14 protein-coding genes are annotated in these 17,780 nt (G+C 44.7%); 5 read left to right on the top strand and 9 right to left on the bottom strand.

Translation table 11 applies throughout. The annotated features are described in order from the left end of the window. Positions 1–107: 107 nt before the first annotated feature. The 3 genes from NL644_RS08965 to NL644_RS08955 all read right to left on the bottom strand — a co-directional run bounded on the left by NL644_RS08965 (position 108) and on the right by NL644_RS08955 (position 3,719). Positions 108–878: an ABC transporter permease gene (locus tag NL644_RS08965; RefSeq protein WP_005396714.1), complete on the bottom strand. Its 771-nt coding sequence runs from the start codon at positions 876–878 to the stop codon at positions 108–110. Then, the gene (locus NL644_RS08960) at positions 879–1,796 is read right to left on the bottom strand and encodes an ABC transporter ATP-binding protein (protein ID WP_047008973.1); all 918 of its coding nucleotides are present in this window, start codon (positions 1,794–1,796) and stop codon (positions 879–881) included. It lies immediately after the preceding gene. A 252-nt stretch (positions 1,797–2,048) separates the two neighbouring features. After that, positions 2,049–3,719 (bottom strand): SulP family inorganic anion transporter, encoded by a 1,671-nt coding sequence (locus tag NL644_RS08955; RefSeq protein WP_253658326.1) that lies wholly within the window; start codon positions 3,717–3,719, stop codon positions 2,049–2,051. Between the two features lie 277 nt (positions 3,720–3,996). Between NL644_RS08955 and can the strand changes: the two genes are divergently transcribed. Then, positions 3,997–4,665: a carbonate dehydratase gene (can, locus tag NL644_RS08950; RefSeq protein WP_005379996.1), complete on the top strand. Its 669-nt coding sequence runs from the start codon at positions 3,997–3,999 to the stop codon at positions 4,663–4,665. A 77-nt stretch (positions 4,666–4,742) separates the two neighbouring features. On the opposite strand, the gene hpt is transcribed toward can, so the two are convergent. Next, the gene (hpt, locus tag NL644_RS08945; protein ID WP_005379995.1) at positions 4,743–5,273 is read right to left on the bottom strand and encodes a hypoxanthine phosphoribosyltransferase; all 531 of its coding nucleotides are present in this window, start codon (positions 5,271–5,273) and stop codon (positions 4,743–4,745) included. A gap of 318 nt (positions 5,274–5,591) precedes the next feature. On the opposite strand from hpt, the gene opaR reads away from it, so the two are divergent. Further along, a complete protein-coding gene (opaR, locus tag NL644_RS08940) occupies positions 5,592–6,206 on the top strand; it encodes a transcriptional regulator OpaR (protein ID WP_031780576.1) in 615 nt (204 codons plus the stop codon). A gap of 146 nt (positions 6,207–6,352) precedes the next feature. On the opposite strand, the gene lpdA is transcribed toward opaR, so the two are convergent. From lpdA to ampD, 5 genes are all read right to left on the bottom strand, one after another. Continuing rightward, a complete protein-coding gene (lpdA, locus tag NL644_RS08935) occupies positions 6,353–7,780 on the bottom strand; it encodes a dihydrolipoyl dehydrogenase (RefSeq protein ID WP_005379993.1) in 1,428 nt (475 codons plus the stop codon). Positions 7,781–8,047: 267 nt separating this feature from the next. After that, positions 8,048–9,958, bottom strand: coding sequence for a pyruvate dehydrogenase complex dihydrolipoyllysine-residue acetyltransferase (gene aceF / locus NL644_RS08930; RefSeq protein ID WP_253658325.1), 1,911 nt, complete (start codon positions 9,956–9,958; stop codon positions 8,048–8,050). A 19-nt stretch (positions 9,959–9,977) separates the two neighbouring features. Then, on the bottom strand, positions 9,978–12,641 hold the full coding sequence (gene aceE, locus NL644_RS08925) for a pyruvate dehydrogenase (acetyl-transferring), homodimeric type (RefSeq protein WP_005396679.1): 2,664 nt from the start codon (positions 12,639–12,641) through the stop codon (positions 9,978–9,980). Positions 12,642–12,689: 48 nt separating this feature from the next. After that, a complete protein-coding gene (gene pdhR, locus NL644_RS08920) occupies positions 12,690–13,457 on the bottom strand; it encodes a pyruvate dehydrogenase complex transcriptional repressor PdhR (RefSeq protein ID WP_005396680.1) in 768 nt (255 codons plus the stop codon). Between the two features lie 405 nt (positions 13,458–13,862). Next, positions 13,863–14,414 (bottom strand): 1,6-anhydro-N-acetylmuramyl-L-alanine amidase AmpD, encoded by a 552-nt coding sequence (ampD, locus tag NL644_RS08915; RefSeq protein ID WP_005396682.1) that lies wholly within the window; start codon positions 14,412–14,414, stop codon positions 13,863–13,865. Between the two features lie 92 nt (positions 14,415–14,506). Between ampD and nadC the strand changes: the two genes are divergently transcribed. The 3 genes from nadC to pilB all read left to right on the top strand — a co-directional run bounded on the left by nadC (position 14,507) and on the right by pilB (position 17,762). After that, positions 14,507–15,394 carry a carboxylating nicotinate-nucleotide diphosphorylase gene (gene nadC, locus NL644_RS08910; protein WP_253658324.1) on the top strand — a complete coding sequence of 296 codons (888 nt, stop codon included), beginning with the start codon at positions 14,507–14,509 and terminating at the stop codon, positions 15,392–15,394. A 262-nt stretch (positions 15,395–15,656) separates the two neighbouring features. Next, positions 15,657–16,076: a prepilin-type N-terminal cleavage/methylation domain-containing protein gene (locus NL644_RS08905; protein ID WP_114323620.1), complete on the top strand. Its 420-nt coding sequence runs from the start codon at positions 15,657–15,659 to the stop codon at positions 16,074–16,076. Next, on the top strand, positions 16,077–17,762 hold the full coding sequence (gene pilB / locus NL644_RS08900) for a type IV-A pilus assembly ATPase PilB (protein ID WP_253658323.1): 1,686 nt from the start codon (positions 16,077–16,079) through the stop codon (positions 17,760–17,762). The last annotated feature ends 18 nt before the right edge of the window (positions 17,763–17,780 follow it).

The following is a 17,780-nucleotide window of genomic DNA, read 5'->3' as shown; positions in this document are numbered from 1 at the left end:
AATGATTGAAACCTATCATGATAAAAACTGAATGATTGTATGGGTATGTATTGTTATGCATGCCAAAGAGCAGCATGATTCGCTGCTCTTTGTTGTGTGGGAGAGTCTTAGCTTCTTAGCCCAATACCTTTCGTTACTAAGTAATGAGCAACGGCATACAGCGCTATCACAAACACCGCAAGCACACTGAATGAGGTGACAATACCCACATCCGATACGCCTAAAAAACCATAACGGAACGCATTCACCATGTAGACGATTGGGTTAATCTTAGAGACACCTTGCCAAAATTCAGGCAGTAAGCTGATGGAATAAAAAACACCACCCAAGTAGGTTAACGGGGTCAACACAAATGTAGGAATGATCGAAATATCATCAAACGTTTTTGCATAGACCGCATTGATCAACCCGCCTAGAGCAAATACAACGGATGTCATGAAGACGGTCGCAACAATAATGCCCCAGTGTTCAACTTGCAGATCCACAAACAATAGAGACACACAGGTAACAATAGCGCCAACTAACAAACCTCGAGTCACACCGCCCATTACGTATCCAGCAATAATCACGTAATTTGGCACCGGTGCCACCAGCAGCTCTTCAATGTTCTTCTGTAGTTTTGCACTAAAGAACGAAGACGCCACATTCGAGTATGAATTGGTGATCACCGACATCATGATCAAACCTGGAACTATGTACTCCATGTAGCTAAAGCCGCTCATCTCACCGATTCGAGAGCCAATAAGATTACCGAAAATAATGAAATACAGTGTCATTGTGATAGCTGGCGGTACTAAAGTTTGCACCCAAATACGCGTAAAACGGGTGATCTCTTTGCTCAGCAAGCTACGAAATGCCGTCCAATATAAACCGTACATTTACTTACTCCCTTCTCTTACAATGCTGACAAACAACTCTTCCAGTCGGTTGGCTTTGTTACGCATTGAAAGAACTCTAATACCATGCTCTGTTAACTGACTGAACACTGAGTTCAATCCTTGGCTTTTATCTAGCTCTATCTCTAAAGAGCCATCAACAATACTTTGTCGATTGACGCCTTCAAGCTCAGGCACCTCGCCTTCAGATTCAATGTCTAGGATAAATGTCTCGACGCTTAACTTACCTAGCAACGCCTTCATGGTGGTGTTTTCAATCAACTCACCCCGGTTGATAATGCCGATATTTCGACACAGCATCTCCGCTTCTTCTAGGTAGTGCGTCGTCAAAATAATCGTAATCCCTTGCTCTTGGTTGATCTCTTTCAGAAATTCCCACATTGAGCGGCGTAGTTCAATGTCCACCCCAGCCGTTGGTTCATCCAAAATGAGCAACTGCGGCTCGTGCATCAAAGCTCGGGCGATCATCAAACGGCGCTTCATTCCGCCAGATAAATTACGGGCACGCTCTTTACGTTTTTCCCATAAATCGAGTTTTTTCAGGTACTTTTCAGCTCGTTCTTTGGCTAATACTTTAGACACACCGTAATAGCCCGCTTGCTGCATCACGATTTGTTCAACAGTTTCAAACTGATTGAAGTTGAACTCTTGTGGCACCAAGCCTAAATTCTGTTTGGCCAACTCAAGGTCGGTATCAATGTCATAACCGAAAACTTTCGTCGTCCCAGAAGTTTTGTTCACTAAGGAAGAGATGATGCCGATCGTGGTCGATTTTCCTGCACCATTGGGACCCAGAAGCGCGTAGAAGTCACCCTTTTTCACTTGGAGACTAATACCTTTTAACGCCTCAAAGCCACCTGCATACGTCTTGCGCAGCTGTTCAATTTCTAATGCGTACATAAGGTCGTGATTGCCGTTTGTTTGTGATTACTAATACCGACTCAATGTTTATCAGCGGTTTACTACGAAATCGCCTTGGGTATTGTACTGGAGGTCCATCAGTTTATCGTTGAATAACGATGATTACAATTAAACCTTTCGATAATATTGGAAATATAGTCCCTATCAACGTAAAGGTTATCTGCAAGTAAGGAAAAGTTAGGGAATAAAAAACGCAACAGAGCGCTGTTGCGTTTTTAACGATCAGAGTGATTACGCCGTTATACGCTGATACTGGTCCGCCTCGACATGTGCTACCGCCGCATTCAATGCTTCATAACGGAATTGGTACATATTGTCATTCGGGACAAGATCAATAACGTGGAACTTTTCTAGCTGTTCTCGCGTGCGCTCATTTGGACACAACAAATACACGGCACAATTAGCATCGAGCGCATCTTTAATCGCGTTTTCTAACGCTAAACCGACAGTAACATCAATCATAGGTACATCGGTAAGATCGAGAATCATCACATCATAATCCGAAATACTGGAGTGCTGGCGTGAAATTGCCTTAGAAACACTGAAGATCATTGGGCCCGAAAGATAAAAGAACAGTACTTTGCCATTGGCGCGATCAAGCAAGCCACGCTCGCTGTCAGTTAGCGGCACATCGTCTTCATCCGCGTCGCTGATCGCTTTCACTTGTCTCGCCTGTTCTCGGCTCAGACGCTCAATGATAATAATGTTGGAAATAAAGACGCCCAAGCCCACGGCAACGATAAGATCAACGAACACTGTGAGCAACATAACGCCATACATTACCGCCATTCCGGAAAAGCTAACCTTGTGTGCTCGTTGAATAAAACTCCAATCCAAAATGTTAAAGCCGACATATACTGCAATGCCAGCCAACACAGCCATTGGGATCGGCTCCGTTAATCCACCCGCAACCAATACGACCAATGCAAGCATAAGTGCACGAATCACACCGGACAATGGCGAACGAGCCCCAACTTGAATGTTAGTCACCGTGCCCATGGTTGCGCCCGCGCCAGGTAGTGCACCGAACAAGCCTGAGATCATGTTGGCAAGACCTTGGCCTCGCAGTTCTTTGTCTGAGTCGTGCTCTTTACGAGTCAAGGAATCACCGATAACCGCCGTTAACAAAGTATCGATACAACCTAAGGTGCCGAGCACCAACGCATCAATAACCATCTCAACAAACATATCTGGATCAATATGAGGTGCAACGAGAGAAGGCAATCCTGCCGGGATTTCACCGATACGACGAATGTCTTCCATATCGAAGAGCATCACAGACAACAAAGTCACCGCAACCAACGCCACGAGTTGCGCTGGTACATATTTTCGATATTGCTTAGGGAAGAAAAAGAGAATCCCCAAAGTCAGTAGACCTAAAAACAGTTCACTGAACTTAAGGTTAGAAATGGTTTCCGGCAAAGCAGATAATGTTCCGAGCACTCCTCCAGAAGGAGCAGCATGCCCCATCAAAGGTGATAGCTGCAAAATGATAAGAATCACGCCAATCCCTGACATAAAGCCCGAAATCACGCTATATGGCATCAAGGTAACGTATTTACCCAGTTTTAACGTCCCTAATAGGATTTGGAACGCGCCAGCCATCATAACAACCGTGAAGGTCATGGCCATGCCCGTTTCTGGATACTTCGCCATCATACTGGTTAACACAGCGGTCATGATTACCGTCATTGGCCCTGTTGGTTCTGATATTAACGTATTAGAACCACCAAACAACGAAGCAAACAAACCGACCATTATTGCGCCCCAGAGGCCTGCTTCTGCCCCTGCACCGGATGCAACACCGAACGCTAACGCCAAAGGAAGAGAGATAATCGCCGTGGTTACCCCGCCAAATACATCCCCTTTGAAATTAATATCTTCAAAACGACTACCGAACACTGCTGATTTCCCTGCATTCAATTTTAAAAAGTAAAATGTCATTACTTTAACGAGCCAGGCGAAAATTTAAACCATAAATAGATTAAGGCTAAATTCACACCACAAATAATTAGGCCTAATTTTACGTTTTTATTGATGAAAACTAGTCAGATGAGTCCTGTCTGACGAATATTTAACGAGATCGAAATTGTAACATTGTGTATAGTTACAACACTGATCGCTTGCATGTTCATATAAGCGGCAGCGCTTTTGTCTTTTAAGGGAAGTAGTTTGCAAGATGCCGGAAATTAAACAGTTATTTGAAAACAATTCAAAATGGTCTCAAGAGATCAAATCTGATCGACCTGAATACTTCGCAAAACTCGCAGAGGGTCAAAAGCCCGATTTTCTTTGGATTGGCTGTTCTGATAGCCGTGTCCCTGCCGAGCGACTAACCGGACTATACTCGGGTGAACTATTCGTTCATCGGAATGTTGCAAACCAAGTCATCCATACTGATCTCAACTGTCTGTCCGTCGTTCAATACGCCGTAGACGTTCTTAAGGTTAAGCACATCATTGTCTGTGGACACTATGGCTGTGGTGGCGTAAACGCTGCCATTGATAACCCTAAGCTAGGTCTTATTAATAATTGGCTGTTACATATCAGAGATATCTATTTCAAACACCGCACTTACCTAGATCAAATGCCGCAGCAAGATCGAGCAGATAAACTAGGCGAGCTTAATGTCGCAGAGCAAGTGTACAACTTGGGTAACTCAACCATCCTGCAAAACGCTTGGGAGCGTGGGCAAGATGTTGAAATTCATGGCGTGGTATACGGAATTGAAGATGGTCGCTTAGAGTACTTAGGCATTCGTTCTAACTCGAAGGAAACCGTAGAAGCGTCTTATCAGAAAGCTCTTTCGACGATTCTAAATACAGACAACAAGCTGCTTTGTCGCTAAGCTACATCTAAAAATTGAACAAAAAACGCCCATCTGAGATGGGCGTTTTTTTATATTTTTAATGCTGCTCTCAATGATTATTCTTGAGGTACAACTTTACCGATGTATGGTAAGTGGCGGTATTTCTGCGCGTAATCAATACCCACACCAACGACAAACTCATCTGGGATTTCAAAACCAATCCAATCCACAGGAACATTCACTTCACGACGAGATGGTTTATCTAAGAGCGTACAAATCGCGATAGACTTCGGCTCACGCAGCGATAAGATCTCACGGATTTTATTTAGTGTGTTACCTGTATCAATGATGTCTTCAACAAGCAAAATGTCTTTGCCTTTGATGTCATCATCCAAATCTTTCAAGATACGAACGTCACGTGAACTTTCCATTGTGTTGCCGTAGCTTGACGCTGTCATAAAATCAACTTGGTGAGTCAGTTCGATAGCACGTGCCAAGTCTGCCATAAATACAAATGAGCCACGCAATAAGCCTACCAACACAAGATCTTCACTACCTTGATAACGCTCTGTAATTTGTTTGCCTAATTCACGAACTCGTTCCTGAACTTCTTGCTCAGAAATCATGACTTCTATTGTATGTTTCATACTGTGCTCAATCTAATTTGTGGGTTGAGGTAAGTCGCACGCAAACGATCACCTAATCTTACGGCGTGTAGTGTATCACCACGTTCATTGGGTTGAAAGTCACATCCTGTTGCCAAAAAATCTTGGAAGAAGGTCTTAGTTTTATAAAGTTCATAGCTAATTTTATCAATAATAATGACATTACTGTATATAAATTGTTCTACAGATGTTGACCTTGTTGATATGCACCATTACACTCATCACTGCTTTAAGCAACTATTAAAATAATCAATTAGGGGGTTATCCCCAATATCAACTCAAATGGCAAGGAAAATGGATATGGACTCAATTGCAAAGAGACCTAGAACTAGGCTTTCCCCGATCAAACGTAAGCAACAGTTAATGGAAATCGCATTGGAAGTGTTTGCGCGCCGCGGCATCGGTCGTGGTGGTCACGCAGATATCGCAGAAATTGCTCAAGTTTCTGTGGCGACCGTTTTTAACTACTTCCCGACTCGTGAAGACTTAGTTGATGAAGTACTCAACCACGTCGTACGTCAGTTCTCGAACTTCCTATCGGATAACATTGACTTAGACTTACACGCGCGTGAAAACATCGCCAATATTACTAATGCGATGATCGAGCTTGTCAGCCAAGATTGTCACTGGCTAAAAGTTTGGTTCGAGTGGAGCGCTTCAACACGTGATGAAGTATGGCCATTGTTTGTTTCAACTAACCGTACTAACCAGTTGCTGGTACAAAACATGTTCATTAAAGCAATTGAACGTGGCGAAGTATGTGACCAGCACGATTCAGAACACTTGGCAAACTTGTTCCACGGTATTTGTTACTCACTGTTTGTCCAAGCGAACCGTGCAAAAAGTGAAGCGGAACTTAAGCACCTTGTTAGTTCATACTTAGACATGCTTTGCATTTACAACCGTGAACACTAAAGCTTAACTCACGATATATATCAGCCCACCGTTTGGTGGGCTTTTTATTGTCTGCTGTCAGCTGAACACACGTTTTATATTCCTAACTAACAAACATAAAAAAACCGCTGCAATGCAGCGGCTTCTATCATTCAGTCAGAAAAAACTTACTTCTTCTTAACTGCTTTTTTGTTTGGCAGGTCAGTGATAGAACCTTCAAATACTTCAGCAGCTAGACCTACAGACTCGTGTAGAGTTGGGTGAGCGTGGATAGTCAGAGCGATATCTTCTGCATCACAGCCCATCTCAATTGCAAGGCCGATTTCGCCTAGTAGTTCACCACCGTTAGTACCAACGATAGCACCACCGATTACGCGGTGAGTTTCTTTGTCGAAGATTAGCTTAGTCATACCGTCTGCACAGTCAGATGCGATTGCACGACCTGATGCAGCCCAAGGGAATGTTGCCACTTCGTACTTGATTCCTTCTTCTTTTGCTTCTTTCTCAGTCTTACCAACCCAAGCCACTTCTGGCTCAGTGTACGCGATTGAAGGAATAACTTTAGGGTCAAAGTAGTGCTTCTTACCAGAGATAACTTCAGCAGCTACGTGACCTTCATGCACACCTTTGTGAGCAAGCATTGGTTGACCAACGATATCACCGATCGCGAAGATGTGAGGAACGTTAGTACGCATTTGCTTATCAACGTTGATGAAGCCACGCTCGTCAATTTCTAGACCCGCTTTTTCACCGTCGATTAGCTTACCATTTGGTACACGACCGATAGCAACTAGAACCGCATCGTAACGCTCAGCTTCAGCTGGCGCTTTCTTGCCTTCCATTGAAACGTAGATACCGTCTTCTTTTGCTTCAACTGCTGTTACTTTCGTTTCTAGCATTAGCTTGAACTTGTCTTTGATACGCTTAGTAAATACTTTCACGATATCTTTGTCTGCTGCAGGAATTACCTGGTCAAACATTTCAACAACTTCAACTTTAGAACCTAGAGAGTGGTAAACCGTACCCATTTCTAGACCGATGATACCACCACCCATGATAAGCAGTTTTTCTGGCACTTCTTTTAGTTCAAGAGCGTCAGTAGAGTCCCAAATACGTGGGTCTTCATGCGGGATAAATGGCAGTTTGATTGGACGAGAACCAGCCGCAACGATTGCGTTGTCAAAGTTAACAACTGTTGGCTCACCTTCGCCTTCTACAAGGATAGAGTTAGGGCCAGTGAACTTACCGTAACCGTTAACTACTGTTACGTTACGCATCTTAGCCATGCCGCTTAGGCCGCCAGTTAGTTGGTTAACAACTTTTTCTTTCCAGATGCGGATTTTGCTGATGTCTGTTTGAGGCTCACCGAACACAACGCCGTGGTCAGCCATCGCTTTCGCTTCTTCAATTACTTTAGAAACGTGAAGCAGTGCTTTAGATGGGATACAACCCACGTTCAGACATACACCGCCAAGCGTGCTGTAACGTTCAACTAGTACAGTTTCAAGACCTAAGTCCGCACAACGGAATGCAGCGGAGTAACCAGCAGGACCAGAACCAAGTACAACAACTTGGGCTTTAATTTCTTTGCTCATTTTGACCTCTTGTAGTCATTATCCCTAACAGGCTGAGTGGGTATCGATTTTTTATGTTTAAGAGAGATTTGTTTTAAACAGTTATTTTCAGACCGCTAACAGTTTACAGAGATGTTAATGGTGTGAAAAGTAAATCAATTTAGCCTGTGAGCTAGACAACAATTCGATTGTGAAAACCCTGAACGAAGCAAGGCTGATAACCAAATTGTCGGTAATTATGATTAGCAGAGGCGGCTAAGTTGCCGCCTCTCATTCATCTAATTTCTATTACAGAACTAGACGACGAATGTCAGATAGACATGAGTTTAGGTAAGTGATGAAGCGCGCACCTTCAGCACCATCGATCACACGGTGGTCGTATGATAGAGATAGTGGAAGTTGTAGACGCGGTTCGAACTCTTTACCGTTCCATACCGGTTTCATTTCTGACTTAGACACACCTAGGATACCAACTTCTGGCGCGTTTACGATTGGAGTAAACGCCGTACCGCCGATACCGCCTAGGCTAGAGATAGTGAAACAGCCACCTTGCATGTCAGCAGCAGTTAGCTTACCTGCACGTGCTTTCTTAGAAACAGCCATTAGCTCTTCAGATAGCTCGTAGATGCCTTTCTTGTTCACATCTTTAAATACAGGAACAACTAGACCGTTTGGTGTATCTACCGCAATACCAACATTCACGTATTTCTTCAGAATTAGGCTCTCACCGTCTTCTGATAGAGAAGAGTTGAACGCTGGGAACGCTTCAAGCGCTTTAGCTACCGCTTTCATGATGAACACAAGTGGTGTGATCTTCATGCCAGTGTCTTTCTTCGCTTCAATCGCGTTTTGCTCTTTACGGAATGCTTCAAGAGCCGTGATGTCTGCGTTATCCCACTGTGTAACGTGCGGGATCATTACCCAGTTACGGTGTAGGTTAGCGCCAGAGATCTTCTTAATGCGAGATAGCGGTTGAACTTCTGTCTCACCAAACTTGCTGAAGTCCACTTTTGGCCATGGTAGTAGACCAAGAGCCGCGCCGTCGCCTTTGCCAGATGCTGCTGCACCTGCGCCAGACTCAAGACGCTTAAGTGCATCTTTCACGTAAGCTTGAACGTCTTCTTTTAGGATACGGCTCTTACGACCAGAACCTTTAACCTTAGAAAGATTAACGCCAAACTCACGCGCTAGACGACGAACAACTGGAGACGCATGAGCGTACTCATCGTTTTCTTTGAAATCGCCAGTCGCTGCTGGAGCTGCTGCCGCTGGAGCTTCTGCTTTAGGAGCTGGAGCTGCAGGTGCTGCCGCTTGAGCTGGAGCCGCTGCAGGAGCAGGTGCTGCGCCCGCCACAGGGGTCCCTGCGACTTCAAATACCATGATTAGTGAGCCAGTAGACACTTTGTCGCCAGCTGCAATCTTGATTTCTTTAACCGTACCAGCAAATGGTGCAGGAACTTCCATAGAAGCTTTGTCACCTTCAACAGTGATTAGAGATTGCTCTTCTTCCACTGTGTCGCCAACGGCAACCATGATCTCAGTAACTTCAACTTCGTCGCCGCCGATATCTGGAACGTTCACTTCTTTTGTCGCAGACGCTGCTGGAGCTGCTGCCGCAGGAGTTTCAGCTGCCGCTGGTGCTGCTGGAGCACCTGAACCTGCTGTTTCGAATACCATGATAAGTGAGCCAGTCGATACTTTATCGCCTGCTGCAACTTTGATCTCTTTTAGAATACCTGCGAATGGCGCTGGAACTTCCATAGAAGCTTTGTCGCCTTCAACAGTTAGAAGAGATTGCTCTTCTTCGATGCTGTCGCCAACAGCAACCATGATTTCAGTAACTTCTACTTCATCACCACCGATGTCTGGTACGTGAACTTCTTTTAGTTCTGCCGCTGCTGCTGGAGCTGGAGCTGCTGCTGCTGGAGCTGCTTCTGCCGCAGGAGCAGGTGCAGCGTCAGCTGCACCCTCGGCTTCGAAAATCATGATTAGAGAACCAGTAGAAACCTTGTCGCCTTCTGAAACTTTGATTTCTTTAACGATACCCGCTTGAGAAGCAGGAACTTCCATAGAAGCTTTATCGCCTTCAACTGTGATCAGAGACTGCTCTTCTTCAACCTTGTCGCCAACGCTTACAAGAATCTCAGTAACTTCAACCTCATCCGCACCGATGTCTGGTACATTAATTTCGATTGCCATTTCTTATCTACCTTCTTAATTAAGCGTATAGCGGGTTTGTTTTCTCTGTGTCGATGTCGAATTTCTTAATTGCTTCTGCAACTACAGATTTCTCAACTTCGCCACGTTTCGCTAGTTCAGTTAGCGCTGCTACTACTACGTAACCTGCGTTCACTTCGAAGTGACGACGTAGGTTTTCACGGCTGTCTGAACGACCGAAGCCATCAGTACCAAGCACTTTGAAAGACTCAGCAGGAATGTATGCACGAACCTGCTCTGCGTAGTTCTTCATGTAGTCAGTTGCTGCGATAGCAGGCTCAGTACCCATTACTGTTTGGATGTAAGGTACTTTTGCTTCCGCTTCTGGGTGAAGCATGTTGAAACGCTCTGCATCTTGACCATCGCGAGTTAGTTCGTTGAATGACGTTACAGAGTAAACATCAGAAGCAACACCGTAATCTTCGCTTAGGATTTGAGCTGCTTTACGTACTTCATTCATGATAGTACCAGAGCTCATTAGCTGAACTTTCGCTTTGTCGCCAGTGTAAGTTTCTAGCTTGTAGATACCTTTACGGATGCCTTCTTCAGCGCCTTCTGGCATTGCTGGCATTGCGTAGTTTTCGTTCATTAGCGTTAGGTAGTAGAACACGTTTTCTTGTTCTGGACCGTACATGCGACGGATACCGTCTTGCATGATTACTGCTACTTCGTACGCGAATGTTGGGTCGTAAGAAATACAGTTAGGAACCGTACCCGCCAAAATGTGCGAGTGGCCGTCTTCGTGCTGTAGACCTTCACCGTTCAACGTTGTACGACCCGCAGTTGCACCTAGTAGGAAACCACGTGCTTGTTGGTCACCAGCCATCCACGCCATGTCTCCAACACGTTGGAAGCCGAACATTGAGTAGTAGATGTAGAACGGGATCATTGGTAGGTCGTTTGTCGAGTATGAAGTCGCAGCAGCAACCCATGAAGACATAGCACCTAGCTCGTTGATACCTTCTTGTAGAACCTGACCTGAAGTCGCTTCTTTGTAGTAAGAAACAACGCCACGATCTTCTGGTGTGTAAGTTTGGCCGTGCGGGTTGTAGATACCGATTTGACGGAACAGACCTTCCATACCGAATGTACGCGCTTCGTCAGCAATGATAGGAACGATGTTCTTACCAATGTTCTTGTTCTTAAGTAGAACGTTCAGTGCACGTACGAATGCCATAGTAGAAGAGATATCACGCTTCTGTTCTTCTAGTAGTGGCTTGAATTCTTCTAGCTCAGGAACGATGAATTCTTGAGTGAATTTTGGTAGACGCTGTGGTGTGTAGCCGTGTAGCGCTTTACGACGAGCGTGTAGGTATTCGTACTCTTTTGAACCTTCTTCAAGTTTCAGGTACGGAAGTTCTTTCACAGCTTCGTCAGTTAGGATGTCTTGAAGACCTAGACGATCACGTAGGTGTAGTACGTGAGTCATGTCCATCTTCTTAACTTGGTGCGCGATGTTCTTACCTTCAGCCGCTTCACCCATGCCGTAACCTTTAACAGTCTTAGCTAGGATTACTGTTGGACGACCTTTAGTTTCTGCCGCGTTTTTGTATGCCGCGTATAGCTTAGAAGACTCGTGACCACCACGCTTAAGTGCGAAGATTTCGTCATCAGTCATGTCAGCAACAAGTGCCGCTGTCTCTGGGTACTTACCAAAGAAGTGCTCACGTACGTACGCGCCATCTTTTGATTTGAATGTTTGGTAGTCGCCATCGATCGTTTCGTTCATAAGCTGTAGAAGCTTACCAGAAGTATCTTTAGCTAGTAGTGAATCCCAGTTGTTACCCCAGATTACTTTCACTACGTTCCAACCAGCACCTTTGAACAGACCTTCAAGTTCTTGAATGATCTTACCGTTACCCATTACAGGGCCATCTAGACGCTGTAGGTTACAGTTGATTAGGAAACATAGGTTGTCTAGTTTCTCACGCGCAGCGAAAGAGATAGCACCACGTGATTCTGGCTCATCCATCTCACCGTCACCTAGGAACGCGTAAACGCGCTGCTCTGAAGTATCTTTAAGACCACGGCCTTCTAGGTACTTAAGGAAACGAGCTTGGTAGATAGAAGCGATTGGACCTAGGCCCATCGATACTGTCGGGAACTGCCAGAATTCAGGCATCAGTTTAGGGTGCGGGTATGAAGGAATACCTTTGCCGTCTACTTCTTGACGGAAGTTGTCTAGCTGCTCTTCAGTTAGACGACCTTCAACGAATGCACGTGAGTAGATACCTGGTGAAATGTGACCTTGGTAGTAAACTAGGTCGCCACCGTCCTTCTCGTTTGGCGCACGGAAGAAGTGGTTGAAACATGTCTCGTAGAACGCAGCAGAAGACTGGAAAGACGCCATGTGGCCGCCTAGCTCTAGGTCTTTCTTAGATGCACGTAGAACGATCATGATAGCGTTCCAACGAATAATTGAGCGAATACGACGCTCAAGTGTTGTGTCACCTGGGTATGCTGGTTCTTGGTCTGCAGGAATCGTGTTGATGTAGTTAGTTGTGATACCTGTTGGCATATCAACACCGTCTAGACGTGCTTTATCTAGAACTTGCTCTAATAGGAATTGAGCACGCTCTAGACCTTCTTCACGTACAACTGACTCAAGCGCTTGTAGCCATTCTTGAGTTTCCAGTGCATCTACGTCATGCTTCATATCAGACATGGCGATCTATCCTTCTGTTGGTTGGATCTACTTATTTAAGTAACGCTCTTACGAGTCATTACCCTGCTGAATTCGACGTAGAGAACGCTCTCGTCGAGACTCTTCTCGAGTCAAATCCAACAATGTTTCTTCGATGTAAGCCAAGTGCGAGTGGGACATTTCTCGCGCCTTTTCAGGCTGACCAGAAACAATCGCATCCACGATATTGGCTCGGTGTTTACTGACTTTCTCGACCGCTTCTGGGCGGCGACGTAGTAATTTAAAATTTTGTAGAATATTTTGCTCAAGCAAAGGCGCTAAGCTTCGAACAATGTGCAACAAAACCACGTTGTGCGCGGCTTCTGTCAAAGCGATCAAAAATTGCATCACTTCCGCAGATTCAGCTTCGATATCGTTGTTTGCTTGCTCTTGGCTAATGCGTTCAAGGCAACCTTGAATACGCGCAAAATCTTCTTCGGTACCACGTAAAGCTGCAAAGTAAGCTGAAATTCCTTCCATTGCATGACGAGACTCAAGCACATCAAGCTGGGTTTCAGAATGACTAGACAACAAATTCAACAAGGGATCTGAAAAGCTCTTCCAGATATTCTCACTTACGAATGTTCCGCCACCTTGGCGACGAGTTAACAAACGCTTCGCTTCTAAGCGTTGAATGGCTTCTCGGACTGAAGGACGAGACACATCGAACTGTCTTGCCAGTTCTCGCTCTGGAGGCAGTTGTTGCCCCGGAGACAATGTTCCTTCCACTATCAACCTTTCTAACTCTTGTTCTATAACATCAGAGAGTTTTGGCTGACGAATCCTTTGATAAGCCATAATTTATTGTTCTTCTACTCTTGCAGGTAATTGGTAATACCAATTTTAAGTTGGTGCAGAAATTAACATAATTAAAACGCCACTGTCCAGCCGAAAATTGACCTAAATCATAGAACGAGCTTACTTCCAACACTCTGATAACAATCGACTGTTAAAACAGCAATAGAATTGGTATGACCAATTACATAAAGCATACAAATGGGAAGTCGACGTGCTAGCAATTTTGGAAAAGAAATACAGAAAATGACAAAATTATCAGTCTATTTCTTCACCAAAACGGCGTATACGAGCGTAAAAATGTAGTTAACTTTTAACAATCATTAATATTTCTGGTATCAAAAAAAGGCATACCTGATCGTATGCCTTATTTATTTCGCTTTTTTGAATTTACACTTTCGCTACAAATCAACGCTGTATAAGCTGTCTATATTTCACCCAATCAAAGCTTAGACCAGGATCGCTTTTTCTCAAGGGCGCAATATATTGATGACCGGTAATTCGTGGCGGGGTGATTTGAGGATAAGACTGCATAATCACCTCAGTGATCTCTGCAAGTGATTGATATTGCGCTTCTGTGTAGGCAGTAAATTCAGTCCCTTCAAGCTCGATACCAATGGAATAGTCATTACAACGCTCCCTACCCGCGAAACTGGATTGACCGGCATGCCATGCTCTATCGAGAAAAGAAACAAATTGAACAACCTCGCCGTTTCTCTTAATCAAGCAATGTGCAGAAACGCCCATTTTGTGAATAACTTCAAAAAATGGATGTGCGTTTGGGTCTAGCTTGCCAGTGAAGAAGTCCTCTATATATGGTCCACCAAACTGCCCAGGAGGCAAACTGATGTTGTGTACCACCAGTAGAGAGATGTCGTTTGTATCAGAGCGGGCATCAAAAAATGGTGACGGAACATGCTTTGCCTGTGTCAGCCAGCCATTCTCTATAATTGGGCGCATATCAACCTCTCTACTTTGCAAATTAACTGCTGAAATTATTGACACCGGAGAGTATCATTCGTTGCCATCTCCCTTTCAAGACAAGATTTGCGATGAAGAACACACACAACATTCAAGAACGCCTAGAATACCTTAAACAACAACTCCCTTTAGAGATCACTCGCTCTGTCGCTGATACCTTAAAAGAAGATCTAGGTGGCAGTGTCGACGCAGATAACGACATTACTGCATCTTTGATCCCTGCCGATGCGGTTAATACCGCAACGATTATTACTCGAGAGCATGGTGTGTTCTGTGGTCAAGCATGGGCTGATGAAGTTTTTAAGCAGCTCGGTGGTAAGGTCAGCATTGAATGGCACGTAAAGGACGGCGATAAAGTCGAGCCTAACCAAACCTTTTGCACGCTGACAGGTCCTGCTCGTGACTTGTTGACTGGTGAGCGTAACGCAATGAACTTCATCCAAACGTTGTCTGGCTGCGCAACAGTTACCGCAGAGTACGCTGAAAAAATCGCGCATACTGAGTGTCGTCTACTAGACACACGCAAAACAATTCCTGGTCTGCGTAGCGCACTAAAATACGCCGTGACGTGTGGTGGTGGCTTTAACCATCGCATCGGCGTGTTCGACGCTTACCTCATTAAAGAAAACCACATTATTGCTTGTGGTGGCATCACTCAAGCCATCCAAAAAGCGAAAGAGCTTAACCCAGGCAAACCGGTAGAAGTAGAAACGGAAAGCTTAGAAGAGTTGAAACAAGCGATAGAGGCTGGTGCCGACATCATCATGCTCGATAACTTCACAAAAGAAATGATGCGTGAAGCCGTCGCGATTAACGCAGGTCGTGCCGCTTTAGAAAACTCCGGCAACATTACGCTAGAGACCATCGCAGAATACGCAGAAACCGGTGTCGATTACATTTCGGTAGGCGCGTTGACTAAGCATCTAAAAGCGATGGATCTTTCGATGCGCTTCAAATAATAAAAGCAACAAATCTCAAATTACTTCAACTAACTCAGTGATTTGTGAGTAATTCATCATTTAAAAGGGCCAATTGGCCCTTTCTTTTTATCCACTAAAAAAATAGCACTACTCGCAAAACTCTGCATGCGATATGCAACTTTTCACCAAAGAGTTTTATCTCACTCGAGAGCCCATCCCTTCCCCATTTTCAACCAACCTTAACTCTCCATAATCTTTCGCCAATGCAAGAGCATTATTAATTTTTAGGAAAGGGTTAAAAATGAAAAACAGTAAACAGAAAAAACAACAGGGTTTTACTCTTATTGAGTTAATGATTGTGGTAGCGATTATCGGTGTACTGTCGGCAATTGCAGTCCCAGCATATAAAGATTATGTGTCGAAGAGTGAGCTAGCATCTGGCTTTGCTACCATAAAATCAGTAATCACTCCTGCCGAATTATATATACAAGAAAATGGCGCTATATCTGGTGCAAGCCCTAGTGACCTAGGAGTATCTGCTGGTGCTAACAGTCTGGGAACTCTATCTATAAGTGGCAACACAGTTGTATTTACTCACAACAATGGTGCTGTATCTGGTGCAGCTTTCACTTATAGTAGAGACACTAGTTCCGGTTGGACATGCAGTTTAGATGTAACAGCTATCTCGCCAGCACCAACTAAACCTAAAGGTTGCTCATAAGTGCTAAGCAACCTATCAACAGTTCTTCGTCAAGCTGGAATACTGACTTTTGCCCAAGAAGAACTGTTACTTGAGCAAGTCAAAGCCTCTGGCATCTCGATGCCAGAGGCTTTACTCAGTTCTGGATTATTTACATCAAGCGAACTCGCTGAGCACTTAAGTTCTCTCTTTGGTTTAAATCAGCCCGAGTTATCTCAGTACGAGTACGCCTCGCTTTGTCAGCAACTTGGCCTTAGGGAATTAATCACACGGCATAACGCACTCCCACTCCAGCGTACGACTTCAACGTTATTACTCGCCGTTGCCGACCCCACGAACCAACAAGCAGAAGACGATTTCCGCTTTGCCACTGGTTTACAGATTGAATTGGTGTTGGCGGATTTTCGTCAACTCAGCGCGGCAATTCGACGCTTATATGGTCGTTCATTGAGTCATGAGAAGTCCGGGTTAAAAGAGATCAACCAAGAAGAGTTAGCCAATCTGGTTGACGTGGGCGCAGATGAAATCGACAACATTGAAGACTTGAGCCAAGATGAGTCTCCTGTTAGCCGTTACATAAACCAAATTCTGTTGGACGCTGTGCGCAAAGGCGCATCCGATATCCACTTTGAACCTTATGAAAAGATGTACCGCGTTCGCCTACGTTGCGATGGCATCTTAATCGAAACACAGCAGCCGCCAAGCCACTTAAGTCGTCGCTTATCTGCTCGTATCAAAATCCTCTCTAAACTTGATATTGCAGAGCGACGTTTACCACAAGACGGGCGTATTAAGCTCAAGTTGAATCAAGACACCGCAATTGATATGCGTGTATCCACGCTACCTACTCTATTCGGAGAGAAAATTGTATTACGACTGCTCGACAGCAGCTCTGCGTCACTGGATATCGACAAGCTTGGTTATAGCGAACAACAAAAACAATTGTACTTGGATGCGCTGCGTCGCCCACAAGGCATGATTCTGATGACAGGCCCAACCGGGAGCGGAAAAACCGTTTCTCTGTACACTGGGCTGAGTATTCTCAATAAGCCAGAGATCAACATTTCCACGGCAGAAGACCCAGTAGAAATTAACTTATCGGGCATTAACCAAGTTCAAGTTCAGCCTAAGATTGGTTTTGGTTTTGCCGAAGCCCTGCGCTCTTTCTTACGTCAAGACCCCGATGTAGTAATGGTCGGTGAGATTCGTGATTTAGATACCGCCGAAATCGCTATAAAAGCATCGCAAACCGGTCACTTAGTACTTTCAACCTTGCATACCAATTCTGCGGCTGAAACGGTGATTCGTTTATCAAACATGGGCGTAGAAAGCTTTAACTTGGCCTCATCTCTTAGTTTGATTATTGCCCAGCGCTTGGCCCGAAAACTGTGCTCGCACTGCAAACAGTCGCAAGAGCTTACCGTTCAGCTACAACATCTCGGAATTCAAACAAGCGACAACATTTTTAAAGCCAATCCCGATGGATGCAATGAGTGTACCCATGGTTATTCCGGCCGAACGGGGATTTATGAAGTGATGCGCTTTGATGAATTTCTTTCCGAAGCGCTTATTAAAGGTGCCTCGGTACATGAACTAGAAAAACTCGCCATCGCAAATGGTATGAGCACGTTACAAATGTCGGGCATAGAAAAACTCAAACAAGGGATCACAAGTTTTAGTGAACTACAGCGCGTACTTTATTTTTAATCCTTTAATCAGCAGTCA

The organism is Vibrio sp. Y10_XG_PY6, assembly GCF_024181795.1.
GTDB classification, from domain to species: domain Bacteria; phylum Pseudomonadota; class Gammaproteobacteria; order Enterobacterales; family Vibrionaceae; genus Vibrio; species Vibrio diabolicus.
Note: the sequence above shows the minus strand (reverse complement) of the source record. Positions and strands in the feature narration are given on the sequence as shown.

Bases quoted from the DNA above. Each gene is read 5' to 3' on its own strand.
- aceF (WP_253658325.1), bottom strand. From the start codon at position 9,958: ATGGCAATCGAAATTAATGTACCAGACATCGGTGCGGATGAGGTTGAA.
- nadC (WP_253658324.1), top strand. From the start codon at position 14,507: ATGAAGAACACACACAACATTCAAGAACGCCTAGAATACCTTAAACAA.
- NL644_RS08905 (WP_114323620.1), top strand. From the start codon at position 15,657: ATGAAAAACAGTAAACAGAAAAAACAACAGGGTTTTACTCTTATTGAG.
- can (WP_005379996.1), top strand. From the start codon at position 3,997: ATGCCGGAAATTAAACAGTTATTTGAAAACAATTCAAAATGGTCTCAA.
- aceE (WP_005396679.1), bottom strand. From the start codon at position 12,641: ATGTCTGATATGAAGCATGACGTAGATGCACTGGAAACTCAAGAATGG.
- NL644_RS08960 (WP_047008973.1), bottom strand. From the start codon at position 1,796: ATGTACGCATTAGAAATTGAACAGCTGCGCAAGACGTATGCAGGTGGC.
- lpdA (WP_005379993.1), bottom strand. From the start codon at position 7,780: ATGAGCAAAGAAATTAAAGCCCAAGTTGTTGTACTTGGTTCTGGTCCT.
- NL644_RS08965 (WP_005396714.1), bottom strand. From the start codon at position 878: ATGTACGGTTTATATTGGACGGCATTTCGTAGCTTGCTGAGCAAAGAG.
- ampD (WP_005396682.1), bottom strand. From the start codon at position 14,414: ATGCGCCCAATTATAGAGAATGGCTGGCTGACACAGGCAAAGCATGTT.
- pdhR (WP_005396680.1), bottom strand. From the start codon at position 13,457: ATGGCTTATCAAAGGATTCGTCAGCCAAAACTCTCTGATGTTATAGAA.
- hpt (WP_005379995.1), bottom strand. From the start codon at position 5,273: ATGAAACATACAATAGAAGTCATGATTTCTGAGCAAGAAGTTCAGGAA.
- opaR (WP_031780576.1), top strand. From the start codon at position 5,592: ATGGACTCAATTGCAAAGAGACCTAGAACTAGGCTTTCCCCGATCAAA.